Source organism: Streptomyces sp. NPDC052301, assembly GCF_044593395.1.
Taxonomy (GTDB): Bacteria; Actinomycetota; Actinomycetes; order Streptomycetales; family Streptomycetaceae; genus Streptomyces.
On record NZ_JBIUBE010000006.1, the window covers coordinates 146,758 to 159,156 of the forward strand.

At 71.0% G+C, this 12,399-nt stretch carries 13 protein-coding genes; 6 read left to right on the forward strand and 7 right to left on the reverse strand.

What is annotated here, in order from left to right:
- Positions 1 to 51 precede the first annotated feature (51 nt).
- The gene (gene ppc / locus ACIHEJ_RS18355) at positions 52 to 2,784 is read right to left on the reverse strand and encodes a phosphoenolpyruvate carboxylase (RefSeq protein WP_400136452.1); all 2,733 of its coding nucleotides are present in this window, start codon (positions 2,782 to 2,784) and stop codon (positions 52 to 54) included.
- 306 nt (positions 2,785 to 3,090) lie between these two features.
- On the opposite strand from ppc, the gene ACIHEJ_RS18360 reads away from it, so the two are divergent.
- The 4 genes from ACIHEJ_RS18360 to ACIHEJ_RS18375 all read left to right on the forward strand — a co-directional run bounded on the left by ACIHEJ_RS18360 (position 3,091) and on the right by ACIHEJ_RS18375 (position 5,333).
- The gene (locus ACIHEJ_RS18360) at positions 3,091 to 4,098 is read left to right on the forward strand and encodes an acyl-CoA desaturase (RefSeq protein WP_400136455.1); all 1,008 of its coding nucleotides are present in this window, start codon (positions 3,091 to 3,093) and stop codon (positions 4,096 to 4,098) included.
- Positions 4,095 to 4,772, forward strand: coding sequence for a TetR family transcriptional regulator (locus ACIHEJ_RS18365; RefSeq protein ID WP_400136458.1), 678 nt, complete (start codon positions 4,095 to 4,097; stop codon positions 4,770 to 4,772). Before ACIHEJ_RS18360 ends, ACIHEJ_RS18365 begins: the two co-directional genes overlap by 4 nt.
- 61 nt (positions 4,773 to 4,833) lie before the next feature.
- On the forward strand, positions 4,834 to 5,088 hold the full coding sequence (locus ACIHEJ_RS18370; RefSeq protein ID WP_400136461.1) for a type II toxin-antitoxin system Phd/YefM family antitoxin: 255 nt from the start codon (positions 4,834 to 4,836) through the stop codon (positions 5,086 to 5,088).
- Positions 5,085 to 5,333 carry a type II toxin-antitoxin system RelE/ParE family toxin gene (locus ACIHEJ_RS18375; protein ID WP_400136464.1) on the forward strand — a complete coding sequence of 83 codons (249 nt, stop codon included), beginning with the start codon at positions 5,085 to 5,087 and terminating at the stop codon, positions 5,331 to 5,333. Before ACIHEJ_RS18370 ends, ACIHEJ_RS18375 begins: the two co-directional genes overlap by 4 nt.
- Here the strand turns inward: ACIHEJ_RS18375 and ACIHEJ_RS18380 are convergent.
- Together ACIHEJ_RS18380 and ACIHEJ_RS18385 are read right to left on the reverse strand one after the other, a co-directional pair.
- On the reverse strand, positions 5,308 to 5,688 hold the full coding sequence (locus ACIHEJ_RS18380) for a VOC family protein (protein ID WP_400136466.1): 381 nt from the start codon (positions 5,686 to 5,688) through the stop codon (positions 5,308 to 5,310). The genes ACIHEJ_RS18375 and ACIHEJ_RS18380 overlap by 26 nt on opposite strands.
- Before the next feature lie 2 nt (positions 5,689 to 5,690).
- On the reverse strand, positions 5,691 to 6,503 hold the full coding sequence (locus ACIHEJ_RS18385; RefSeq protein ID WP_400136469.1) for a trans-aconitate 2-methyltransferase: 813 nt from the start codon (positions 6,501 to 6,503) through the stop codon (positions 5,691 to 5,693).
- An 88-nt stretch (positions 6,504 to 6,591) separates the two neighbouring features.
- On the opposite strand from ACIHEJ_RS18385, the gene tamR reads away from it, so the two are divergent.
- The gene (gene tamR / locus ACIHEJ_RS18390) at positions 6,592 to 7,089 is read left to right on the forward strand and encodes a MarR family transcriptional regulator TamR (RefSeq protein WP_143631217.1); all 498 of its coding nucleotides are present in this window, start codon (positions 6,592 to 6,594) and stop codon (positions 7,087 to 7,089) included.
- On the opposite strand, the gene ACIHEJ_RS18395 is transcribed toward tamR, so the two are convergent.
- A complete protein-coding gene (locus ACIHEJ_RS18395) occupies positions 7,048 to 7,815 on the reverse strand; it encodes a LuxR C-terminal-related transcriptional regulator (protein WP_400136473.1) in 768 nt (255 codons plus the stop codon). The two genes, tamR and ACIHEJ_RS18395, sit on opposite strands and share 42 nt — an antisense overlap.
- 245 nt (positions 7,816 to 8,060) lie before the next feature.
- Between ACIHEJ_RS18395 and ACIHEJ_RS18400 the strand changes: the two genes are divergently transcribed.
- Positions 8,061 to 8,516, forward strand: coding sequence for a GNAT family N-acetyltransferase (locus tag ACIHEJ_RS18400; protein ID WP_400137482.1), 456 nt, complete (start codon positions 8,061 to 8,063; stop codon positions 8,514 to 8,516).
- Between the two features lie 535 nt (positions 8,517 to 9,051).
- Here ACIHEJ_RS18400 and galK read toward each other — a convergent pair.
- From galK to galT, 3 genes are read right to left on the reverse strand one after another with little or no spacing between them, the layout of a single operon-like run.
- Positions 9,052 to 10,206, reverse strand: a complete 1,155-nt coding sequence (galK, locus tag ACIHEJ_RS18405) for a galactokinase (RefSeq protein WP_400136476.1) — start codon at positions 10,204 to 10,206, stop codon at positions 9,052 to 9,054.
- Positions 10,206 to 11,168, reverse strand: a complete 963-nt coding sequence (galE, locus tag ACIHEJ_RS18410; RefSeq protein WP_400136478.1) for a UDP-glucose 4-epimerase GalE — start codon at positions 11,166 to 11,168, stop codon at positions 10,206 to 10,208. Before galE ends, galK begins: the two co-directional genes overlap by 1 nt.
- Complete coding sequence (galT, locus tag ACIHEJ_RS18415) at positions 11,165 to 12,226, reverse strand: galactose-1-phosphate uridylyltransferase (protein ID WP_400136481.1); 1,062 nt, start codon at positions 12,224 to 12,226, stop codon at positions 11,165 to 11,167. Before galT ends, galE begins: the two co-directional genes overlap by 4 nt.
- Positions 12,227 to 12,399 lie beyond the last annotated feature (173 nt).

Here is a 12,399-nt window from a genome sequence, read left to right on the forward strand (position 1 = left end):
CCCCCGGGGTCGTACGGCCTCGGGGGCACCCTCTTGTCTGTCGCGGGTGGGTCAGCCGGTGTTGCGCAGGCCTGCCGCCACGCCGTTGACGGTGAGGAGCAGGGCGCGGGCGAGCAGCGGGTCGGGGTTCGCGCCGGCGGCGGCCGCGTCGCGCTGGCGCTTGAGCAGGGTGACCTGGAGGTAGGAGCTCGGGTCCAGGTAGGCGTCGCGGATGGTGAAGGTCTGCTTGAGGTCGGGCTGGGCGTCCAGCAGTTCCTGTCCGCCGGTGACGCGGAGCACCTCGCGGACGGTCAGCTCGTGTTCGGCCTTGATGGTGGCGAAGACGTGCTTGAGGTCGTCGGGGACGAGGGTGTCGACGTAGTGCTGGGCGATGCGCAGGTCGGTCTTGGCGAGGGTCATCTCGACGTTGGAGATGAAGTTGCGGAAGAAGTGCCACTGCTCGTGCATCTCGCCGAGCACGGTGTCCAGACCGGTTTCCCGCAGCGCCTTGAGGCCGGAGCCGACGCCGAACCAGCCGGGGACGATCTGCCGGGACTGGGTCCAGCCGAACACCCAGGGGATGGCCCGCAGGCCGTCGAGCGAAACGCCCGAGCCGGGGCGGCGGGAGGGCCGCGAACCCAGGTGCAGCTCGGCGAGCTGGTCGACGGGCGTGGAGGCGAGGAAGTACGTCGGCAGGTCGGGGTCCTCGACGAGCCGGCGGTAGGCGGCGTGGGCGGCGTCGGAGACGACGTCCATGGCGGCGTCCCAGCGGGCGAGGGCCTCGTCGGACTGGCGGGGCGCGGTGTGCAGGGCGGAGGCCTGCAGGGTGGCCGCGACGGTCAGTTCCAGGTTCTCCCGGGCGAGGGAGGGGATGAGGTACTTGTCGGAGATGACCTCGCCCTGCTCGGTGACCTTGATCTCGCCCTCCAGGGTGCCCCAGGGCTGGGCGAGGATGGCGTCGTGGGAGGGGCCGCCGCCGCGGCCGACGGTGCCGCCGCGGCCGTGGAAGAGGCGCAGGCGGACGCCGTAGCGGTGGGCGACGTCGCGCAGCCGGCGCTGGGCGCGGTGGATCTCCCACTGGCTGGTGGTGATGCCGCCGAACTTGGAGGAGTCGGAGTAGCCGAGCATGACCTCCTGGACGTCGCCGCGCAGCGCGACCAGGCGCCGGTAGGACGGGTCGGAGAGCATGTCCTCGAGGATGGTGTCGGCGGCCTTGAGCTCGTCGGTGGTCTCCAGGAGGGGGACGATGCCGATCTTCGCCCAGCCGGCGTGCAGGTCGAGGAGGCCGGCCTCGCGGGCGAGGACGGCGGCGGCGAAGACGTCGTCGGCGCCCTGGCACATGGAGATGATGTAGGACTCGATGACTTCGGGGCCGAAGACCGCCAGGGCCTTCTTGACGGTCTCGAAGACGCCGAGGGTCTTGGCGCCGGCGGCGTCGACGGGTGCCGGGGTGGGGGCGAGCGGCCTGCGGGACCTGAGTTCCTTGGCGAGGAGCTTGGCGCGGTACTCGCGGGGCATGTCGGCGTAGCGCCAGGATTCCTCGCCGAGGCGGTCGAAGAGCTGGCCGAGGGCGTGGTGGTGGGCGTCGGCGTGTTCGCGGACGTCCATGGTGGCGAGCTGGAGGCCGAAGGCGGCGAGGGTGCGGATGGTGCGGCCGAGGCGGCCGTCGGCGAAGAGGCCGCCGCGGTGCTCTCTGAGGGAGTTCTGGATGATCCGCAGGTCGCCGATCAGCTCGCTGGTGCCGAGGTAGTCGCGGCCTTCCTGGTGGGGGGTGCCCTGGGCGAGGCGCTGCTTGGTGTTCTCCAGCTTCTGCCGGATGCAGGTGGCCTTGAGGCGGTAGGGCTCCTCGGCGTTGAGGCGCTTGTAGCGGGGGCTGATCTCGGGCAGGCGGTCGAGGTCGGTCTTGAGGGACTCGAGGAGCTCCTCGGTGGCGCCGGTGTAGCGGATGGAGTTGGAGAGCAGTCCACGCAGTTCGTCGATCATCTCCAGGGCGTCGTTGATGCCGTGTTCGTGCTGGAGGATGAGGATGTCCCAGGTGACCTGGGGGGTGACGTTGGGGTTGCCGTCGCGGTCGCCGCCGATCCAGGTGCCGAAGGTGACGGGGCGGGTGTCGTCGGGGAGCTTGACGCCGACGCGTTCGAGTTCGGCGGTGAGGTCTTCGAGGACGTCGCCGACCGCGCCCGCGTGGAGCTCGTCGAGGTAGTAGATGGCGTTGCGGGCCTCGTCGGCGGGTTCGGGGCGTACGACGCGCAGCTCGTCGGTCTGCCAGACGAGGTCGATGTTCTCGGCGAGGCGGACGTCGTGGCGGCGGCGGTCGGAGTCGAGGACGGGCTCCTCCAGGAGCGCGGCGATGCGCCGGAGCTTGTTCAGGACCGACCGGCGCGCGGCCTCGGTGGGGTGTGCGGTGAAGACCGGGCGAACATTGAGGTTCTGGACGGTCTGCCTCAGGTGCTCGGGGTCGGCGTCCTTGAGGCGGTCGGCGGTGCGGGCGAGGAAGCCGCCCTCGGCGGCGCGCCGGGCGCGCAGCTCGCGGCCGCGGTGCACCTGTTCGGTGACGTTGGCCAGGTGGAAGTAGGTGGAGAAGGCGCGGACCAGCTTGGCCGCGGTCTCCAGTTCGGTGCCACGCAGCAGTTCGGCGGCGGCCTCGCCGTCCTCGCGGGTGAGGCGGCGGACCTTCTCGACCAGGTCGAGGAGCTCGGGGCCCTCCTGCCGGACGAGGGTCTCGCCGAGGAGATCACCCAGGCGGCGGATGTCGGCGCGCAGCTCGCTGCTGGTCGTGGTGGTCTGGTCGTCGGCACTGCTCACAGGTGCGGCTCCTTGCAGTGTTGAAGCTCGTCTGGGAGGGAACCCGTCCGTCTGCCACGTGGCGGCGGGCGCCGCATACGGGCCGGAGCGTCCGGGAAGGAAACTTCAGCGGACCGCGCTGTCCGACCGAGACCAAGGATAGGTGTCCATGCGGGACGCGCAGGCCCTGGGGCTCTTGCCGCCGCACGACACGCTGCCATACTTACGACGCCGTAGGTTACGGAACCGTAGGGAAGTACCGTCGAGTCCCGTCCGGTCCCGGCGGCCCGGCATCTGCCTCGACCCTCGACCCCACAGGGGACGCGCATGACCTCTAGTTCCGATGTGATCGACGACCCCCGTAAAGCCACCGACGCAGCTGTTCCGTCCGCGACACTGGGCGGGGAACAGAAGCGTTCGATCGAGCAGCTCACGCTGCTGCTCTTCATCACCGTGCCGTTCCTGGCGTTGGTGGCGGCGGTGCCCCTGGCCTGGGGCTGGGGAGTGAGCTGGCTCGATCTGGGCCTGCTGGTGTTCTTCTACTTCCTCGGCTGCCACGGCATCACGATCGGCTTCCACCGTTATTTCACCCATGGTTCGTTCAAGGCCAAGCGGCCCCTGAGGATCGCCCTGGCGGTCATGGGATCGATGGCCGTCGAGGGTCCCCTGGTGCGCTGGGTGGCCGATCACCGCAGGCATCACAAGTTCTCCGACGCCGAGGGCGACCCGCACTCGCCGTGGCGGTTCGGTGAGACGGTTCCGGCGCTGATCAAGGGTCTGTGGTGGGCGCACATCGGCTGGATGTTCGACGAGGAGCAGACCCCGCAGGAGAAGTACGCGCCGGATCTGATCAAGGATCCGGCGATCCGTGCGATCTCCCGCCAGTTCGTGCTGTGGACGGCGCTGTCGCTAGTGCTGCCGGCGGTGATCGGCGGTGTGGTGACGATGTCCTGGTGGGGCGCGTTCACCGGGTTCTTCTGGGGTTCACTCGTGCGGGTGGCCCTGCTGCACCATGTGACGTGGTCGATCAACTCGATCTGTCACGCGGTGGGCAAGCGGCCGTTCAAGTCGCGGGACCGTTCGGGCAACGTGTGGTGGCTGGCGGTGCTGTCCTGCGGCGAGTCCTGGCACAACCTGCACCATGCCGACCCGACGTCGGCGCGGCACGGGGTGATGCGCGGCCAGATCGACTCCTCGGCGCGCTTCATCCGGATCTTCGAGCTGTGCGGATGGGCGTACGACGTGCGCTGGCCGTCACGCTCGCGTATCGATTCGCGCCGTGACACCGAGGGAGGCGGCTCCCGGCGCCGGAAGGAGACCGCGAAGGCGGCATGATTGACGCCGTGGCGACCGACTCCAGCAGCACCTCGAGCAATGACAAGCAGCGGCGGACCCGCCGGACACGGATGACCGGTGCCGAGCGGCGCCAGCAGCTGCTGGAGATCGGTCGCACCCTCTTCGCGGCGAAGGGCTTCGAGGGCACGTCGGTGGAGGAGATCGCGGCGAAGGCCGGGGTGTCCAAGCCGGTGGTGTACGAGCACTTCGGCGGCAAGGAGGGGCTGTACGCGGTGGTGGTCGACCGCGAGATGCGGCGGCTGCTGGACATGGTGACCGGCTCGCTGACGGCCGGCCATCCGCGCGAACTGTGCGAGCAGGCGGCCTTCGCCCTCCTGGACTACATCGAGGAGTACACGGACGGCTTCCGGATCCTGGTCCGGGACTCTCCCATCCCGCAGTCCACGGGCTCCTTCGCCTCCCTGATCTCGGACATCGCCACCCAGGTGGAGGACATCCTGGGCCGCGAGTTCAAGTCCCGCGGCTTCGATCCGAAGCTGGCCCCGCTGTACGCGCAGGCACTGGTCGGCATGGTCGCGCTGACCGGCCAGTGGTGGCTGGACGTACGCCGCCCGAAGAAGGCGGAGGTGGCGGCGCATCTGGTGAACCTGGCATGGCACGGCCTGGACGGCCTGGAGCCGAAGCCGCGGCTGATAGGGCACCGGAAGAGCTGAGGTTCACCGGGAAAGGTGACACTAGTGGTCACTCGGATGCATCTCGTGGAATCATGACCGCATGACTCAGATCGCGATCAGCGCAGCCCGTTCCCAGCTCGGTGACCTGGTACGCCGCGCGGCACACGGCCGCGAGACCATCGCACTCACCGATCACGGGCATGTGGCCGCGCTCCTCGTCTCGCCGCAGGTGATAGAGGATCTCGAAGACGCGCTGGCGGTCGCCGACTATCAGCGGCGCAAGGCCGAGGGGACATTGGGCGAGGGCATCCCCATGGCAGAGGTGCGCAGGCGACTGGGGCTCGAAAAGCCGTGACCTACGAGATCGTCTTCGAACCGAACGCCCTGAACGCCGCAGCACGGTTCCTGGAGGAGGACCCGGCAGGACTTGCCAAGGTCCTGGACGCAATCGACGAGCTGGCTCACGATCCCCGGCCGCTGACATCGGCGCCGTACGGTTCGGACATCCGCCGTCTTCGCGTCGATGACTACCGGGTCATGTATGTCATCGAGTCCGAGATCATCCGCATCTTGGTCACCCACCTCGGCCGGACGGCCTGACCCGCTCCAGGAACTCCAGACGGTTGCCGACGGGGTCCTCCGAGTAGAAGCGCAGGTGACCGGGGAGGTTGTCGTCCCAGGTCACCGGGGCACCGAGGGCCTGCAGCCGGGCGGCGAAGGCCTCGATGCCCGTCACCCGCAGCCCTGGATGGGCCTTCTTCGCGGGCCGGAAGCCTTCCTCCACGCCGACGTGGAGCTGGACGGCCGCGGCCCGGAACCAGCAGCCCCCGCGCGCCGCCAGGCCGGGCGGCTTGGGGATCTCTGTCATACCGAGGACGTCGACGTAGTACGCCCGCAGTGCGTCCTCCGCCCCGGGCGGGGCGGCCAGCTGCACATGATCGACGGCCACCAGCATCCTCAGCCTTCCTTCACGGCGACGGCGAACAGCCGGCGGAACGGCAGGACCGTGCCGTAGGGGGCGCTCGGGTAGGCCTGGCGCAGCAGGTCCCGGTACTCGGTGACGAACGCGTCCCGTGCCTCGGGGTCGTCGGCGAGCGCGGTCAGGGCGGGCCGCAGTCCGGTGCCCTTCACCCAGTCCAGGACCGGGTCCTCGCCCTCCAGGACGTGGAAGTACGTCGTCTGCCACACGTCGGTGGCGCAGCCGAGGCGGGCGAGCCGGTCCAGGTAGACGCCGGGGGTGTGCACGGAGTCGGTGTGGCGCAGGACGTCGGCGAGGCGGGACTTCCAGCGGGGGGTGCCGGCGAGGTCGCGCATCAGGGCGTGCAGCGGGGCGTCGATGTTGTCGGGGACCTGGAAGGCGAAGGTGCCGCCGGGCCTGAGGCCCGCGATCCAGTCGGTGAAGCGGTCGGCGTGGCCCGGCACCCACTGCAGGGTCGCGTTGGAGACGATCAGGTCGTACGGCTCCTCGGGTGTCCAGGTACGGGCGTCGGCGTGGGCGAAGTCGAGGCGGCCCGCGCCGGCCGTCGGCCCCTCGTGGTCGACGTGGGCCTTGTCGAGCATCTCGGGCGAGTTGTCGTAGCCGGTGACGTGTGCGGTGGGCCAGCGTTCGGTGAGCAGCACGGTGACGTTGCCGGGGCCGCAGCCGAGGTCGGCGATGCGGGGGCGGTCGCCGGGGAGGGCGGGCACGCGCGCGAGGAGGTCGGCGAAGGGGCGGGCACGGTGGCCGGCGTGGCGGAGGTACTGGGTGGGGTCCCACGTGGGCGTCGTCATGAGGGCACTGTCCCGCGAAATGTCTCTTGATGTCAAGAGACTCGACATCAAGAGACTTCACGTCGACACAACCACTACACTGATCTCCATGGAGGACGAGGTCGATCGGCTGGTCGCAGCGTGGCGCCGGGAGCGCCCGGACCTCGACGTGGAGCCGCTGGAAGTGCTCAGCCGGGTGAGCCGACTCGCCCGGCACCTGGATCGCGCCCGCCGGCTGGCCTTCGCCGAGCACCAGCTCGAACCCTGGGAGTTCGACGTACTGACCGCGCTCAGGCGCGCGGGCACGCCGTACCAGCTCTCCCCCGGGCAGCTGCTGACGCAGACCCTGGTCACCTCGGGCACGATGACCAACCGGATCGACCGGCTCGCGAAGAAGGGCCTGGTCGAGCGGTTGCCCGACCCGAGCGACCGGCGGGGCGTGCTGGTCCGGCTGACCGACACCGGCCAGGACCGCGCGGACCAGGCCCTCGCGGGGCTGCTGGAGCAGGAGCGGGCGATCCTCGCCGAGCTGTCCCGCGCCCAGCGGGCGGAGCTGGCGGGACTGCTACGCCAGCTGACCGCCCCGTTCGACAACATCCCCGGCTAGGTCGGCCGGCCCCACCCCGGCCCGCCGGGCCAGCGCCACGGCGGCCAGCGTGGAGTGGACGCCCAGCTTGCCGAGGACGTTCTGCATGTGGGTGCGCACCGTGTGCGGGGAGAGGAACAGCCGCTCGGCGACGGCCTTGCGGCCGAGCCCGGCGACCATGCAGCGCAGCACCTCCCGCTCGCGCGGCGTGAGGGACTCCACCAGCCGCTCGCTCTCGGTCCGGTGCCGGCGGGCGGCCGTCAGCTCCTTGAGGACCCCGGTGAGCAGGGCGGGCGGCAGATGCGTCTCGTCGCGCAGCACCCCGCGGATCACCGTCAGCAGCCGCGACAGCGAGCAGTCCTTGGCGACCCAGCCCGAGGCACCGGCCTGCAGCGCGAGCGCCGCACGCCGGGGGTCGTCCTTCTCGGCGAGGACGACGATCCGCACGGCGGGCTGGGCGGCTCTGACCCCGGTGACGAGTGAGATGCCGTCGACCAGCCCGTCCTCGTTGCCGTCCTGCACCGGCACGGCCGGGCGGGCGCCGGGCAGCCGGCCGCCCAGGTCGGCGTCGACGAGGAGGACGTCGTAGCGGCGGCCCTCACCGGCCGCCCGTTCCAGGCAGCGCAGTGCGGCCGGGCCGCTCCCGGCGGCGAAGACGTCGACGTCGGGCTCGGCGGCCAGTGCCGCGGCGAGCGACTCGGCGAAGATGCGGTGGTCGTCGACGACCAGGACTCGGATACGAACCACGAAACCCCTCCCGGACCGGGCCTGGTCCTCCGGAGAACGGCGACCTCTGCGGACACGACACCCGCGGAAAGGAACACCTGCCGCACGGCCGCCGCCGTCGCGGACACTGCTACCCCCACCGCGGGCGCCGTACCCGCTTGTCTCGCCCCCTGATCAGCACCGGCCCCCACCGGTGCTGTTCCTCAGAGTACGGATGGGAGCACGGAGCGGAAGGAGATTTGCAGAACTGGCCGTCCGGCACGTTTATGGTGTGCCGCATGTTTCGTATTGAGGCGGAAGTCGACAAAGCTCGACGTGATCTGCTCCGCTCGCGGCTGCGGGACACCAACACGGCGGCGTCCCCGGTGCTGGCGGCCCTGCGCGGAACTCCCGGCGAGCGCGATCTGCCCCTGCACGTGTGGGCCCTGGACTCCTCGGGCGACCTGGCGGGCGGCCTGGTCGGCCACACCTGGGCGAGCTGGCTGCACATCACCTACCTGTGGGTCGACGCCGTCCACCGCGGCACGGGCCTGGGCTCGCGCCTGCTGGCGGAGGCGGAGGACCTCGCCCGCACCACCCGCGGCTGCACGGCGTCCCGGCTGGAGACCTGGGACTTCCAAGCGCCCGACTTCTACAAGAAGAAGGGGTACAGGGTGGTGGGGGTGATCCCGGACTATCCGCCGGGCATCACGGAGTACACCTTGACCAAGCGGCTGGCCTGACGGGGACTCACTGCCCGGCAGGAGGAGGCGGGGGCGGGGGCGGACCAGGCGGCCGGGACGGGATGCGGGGGCCGGGCGGGCCCGACGGTGCGGGCGGAGGCGGCTCCGTCGACCGCCGTGGGCGGGGTGCCGGCGGACGGGGCGTCAGGGGCGGAGCCGGGGTCGGCGGGGGCGGGGGCGGCAGTTCGTCGTCCGCGAGCACGGGGCCGCCCGCCCGCAACCGCTCGACCGTCCGCTCGACCCGGCGGCGGGCCCGGGGATCGTCGTCGCGCCGGAAGAACAACCGCACACTGACGGGGGCGGGCAACCCGTACACGCGACCGGGCCCACGGAGGCGTTCGACGGAGACCGGCCGGTACCCGAGCGCATGAGCGATCGCCCCGGCCCGGACCTTCACAGCCGCCGACCCCCGGATCTCGACGCGTCCCCGCCCGTCGAAGCGGGACCGGATCTCGTCGTCCTTCATTCGCCAGGCCTCCTGTGAAAGAGCGTCAGCCCCGCACATCCGTGCGGGGCTGACGACGTCGGCGGAGACTCAGACCACCCGCCGCGCCCCCGCCGAAGGCACCGCCTCGAAGACGCGGGGGGTCGTGAAGTCCGCTGCCGCGAAGGCCTCTTCGAGGGCCTTGGTGAGGGTGTCCACGTCGGCCGCCTCCGTCAGGACGATCGCCGAGCCGCCGAAGCCGCCGCCGGTCATGCGGGCGCCCAGGGCACCGGCGGACAGGGCCGTGTCCACCACCAGGTCCAGCTCGGGGCAGGAGATGCGGAAGTCGTCGCGCAGCGAGACGTGGCCCTCGGTGAGGACGGGGCCGATCGCCCGGGTCTCACCCGCGCGCAGGAGTTCCACCACCCGCTCCACCCGCTGATTCTCCGTCACCACGTGCCGGACCAGGCGGACGACCTCCTCCTCGTCGCCGAGCCGGGCCAGCGCCGCGTCCAGCTCGGCGTACGGGACGTCCCGCAGGGCGTCGACGCCGAGCAGCGCGGCGCCCTTCTCGCAGCCGGCACGGCGCTTGCCGTACTCGCCGCCGCTGTGGGCGTGCTTGACCTGGGTGTCGACCACGAGCAGGCGCAGGCCCTCGGCCGCCAGGTCGAAGGGGATCTGCTGCTGGGACAGGTCCCGGGTGTCCAGGAACAGGGCGTTGCCGGCCCGGCAGCAGGCCGACGCCGTCTGGTCCATGATGCCGGTCGGCGCGCCGACGTAGACGTTCTCGGCGCGCTGGCACAGGCGCGCCAGCTGCCAGCCCTGGAGGCCGAGTCCGTACAGCTCGTTCAGCGCCAGCGCGATCACGACCTCCAGGGCGGCGGAGGAGGACAGGCCCGCGCCGGTCGGGACGGTCGAGGCCAGATGGACGTCCGCGCCGGTGACCTCGTGGCCCGCCTCGCGCAGTGCCCAGACCACGCCCGCCGGGTACGCCGTCCAGGCGTCGTCGCTCTGCGGTGCCAGGGCGTCGAGCGGGAGCTGCGCGACGCCGCCCTCGACGTCCGCCGAGTGCAGGCGCAGGACGCCGTCGGTGCGGCGGGAGACGGCCGCCGTCGCCTGGTGCGGCAGGGCGAAGGGCATCACGAAGCCGTCGTTGTAGTCGGTGTGCTCCCCGATCAGGTTGACCCTGCCCGGCGCCGCCCAGACGCCCTCCGGCTCCGTCCCGTACAGCTCGGCGAAGCGCTCCCGGACCTGCTGTGCCCCCACTAGTGCCCCCTTGTGGTGGTCTGCGCGAACTCCCACGCGTCCGCGACGATCCCCGCGAGATCCGCGCGGGACGGGTTCCAGCCCAGCTTCTCGCGGGCGGTGGCCGCCGACGCGACCAGGACCGCGGGGTCGCCGCCGCGGCGCGGGGCGACCACCTCGGGGATCGGGTGGCCGGTGACCTTGCGGACGGTCTCGATGACCTCGCGGACCGAGAAGCCGCTGCCGTTGCCGAGGTTGCAGATCAGGTGCTGGCCGGGGGCGGCGGCCCGCAGGGCCAGGAGATGAGCCTCGGCCAGGTCCGCGACGTGGATGTAGTCGCGGACGCAGGTGCCGTCCGGGGTCGGGTAGTCGTCGCCGTAGACCGAGATGGCGTCGCGGCGGCCCTGGGCGACCTGGAGGACCAGCGGGATCAGGTGCGACTCCGGGTCGTGGCGCTCGCCGTGGGCGCCGTACGCGCCGGCCACGTTGAAGTAGCGCAGCGACACCGCGGCCAGGCCGTGGGCGGTCGCCTCGCTGGTGATCATGTGGTCGACGGCCAGCTTGGTGGCGCCGTAGGGGTTGGTCGGCCTGGTCGGGGCGGTCTCGACGATCGGGACCTGCTCCGGCTCGCCGTAGGTCGCCGCCGTGGAGGAGAAGACCAGCTTGCGCACGCCCGCCTCACGCATCGCGGCCAGCAGGGCCATGGAGCCGCCGACGTTGTTGTCCCAGTACTTCTCCGGCTTCACCACCGACTCGCCGACCTGCGAGGACGCGGCGAAGTGCAGCACGCCGTCGTAAGAGGGGTCGAGCCACTTCCCCGCCTCGCGGATGTCGCCCTCGACGAACGCGGCACCGGCCGGGACGCCCTCGCGGAAGCCGGTGGAGAGGTTGTCGAGGACGGTGACCTCGTGGCCGGCCTCCAGCAGATGCTTGGCCACGACACTGCCGACGTATCCCGCGCCACCCGTCACCAGGTACTTCATGAACTCGCTACCTCTCGCAGTCGCTCGGCCGCGCGCTCCGGCGGCACGTCGTTGATGAACACGTTCATGCCGGACTCGGAACCCGCGAGGAACTTCAGCTTGCCGGAAGTGCGGCGGATGGTGAAAAGCTCGAGGTGGAGCGCGAAGTCGTCGCGCGTGACACCGTCGAACTCCTCCAGGGCGCCGAACGGGGCCTGGTGCCAGGCCGCGATGTACGGCGTCGGCGGCTCATCGGTACCGAAGATCCGGTCGAAGCGCCTCAAGAGTTCCAGATAGACCTGGGGGAACTCTGTGCGCGCGGCCTCGTCCAGGGCGAGCAGGTCGGGCACGCGGCGCTTGGGGTACAGGTGGACCTCGTACGGCCAGTGCGCCGCGTACGGCACGAAGGCCGCCCAGTGTTCACCCTCCAGGACGACCCGCCCACCGGCCAGTTCCCGCTCCAGGACGGTGTCGAAGAGGTTCTCCCCGCCGGTTGCCTCCTTGTGGGCGGCCAGCGAGCGGAGCATCAGCGCGGTGCGCGGGGTGGTGAAGGGGTAGGCGTAGATCTGTCCGTGCGGATGGCCCAGGGTCACACCGATCTCGGCACCCCGGTTCTCGAAACAGAAGACCTGCTCGACGCAGGACAGGTGCGACAGCTCGGACGTCCGGTCGGTCCAGGCGTCCAGCACCAGCCGCGCCTGCTCCTCGGTGAGGTCGGCGAAGGAGGCGTCGTGGTCGGAGGTGAAGCAGACCACCTCGCAGCGCCCGGAGTCGCCGGCGAGGGAGGGGAACCGGTTCTCGAAGACGACGACGTCGTAGGAGGAGTCCGGGATCTCGCTCAGCCGCTCGCCCCGCGTCGGGCACAGCGGGCACTCGTCGGCCGGCGGATGGTAGGTGCGGCCCTGGCGGTGCGAGGCGACGGCGACCGCGTCGCCGAGCAGCGGGTCGCGGCGGATCTCGGAGGTCGTATGGGTCCGCTCCAGCGGGCGGCGGTCGACGGCGTCCCGCACGCGGTCGTCGCGCAGGTCGTAGTAGATCAGCTCACGACCGTCGGCCAGCCGGGTCGAGGTCTTCTTCACGCCGGACTCCTCACGTCCCGCACCCAATCACTCAACACAATCAAACATAACAGACCACACTCGACCACCTCGAGGATCATCACAATCAAACAAAGAACATCAACAGAAGTGTTCAAATACTGAACGCGGCGGCGTAGGTTCCGCACTGATCAGTTCGCGCGACGAAGCGAGTT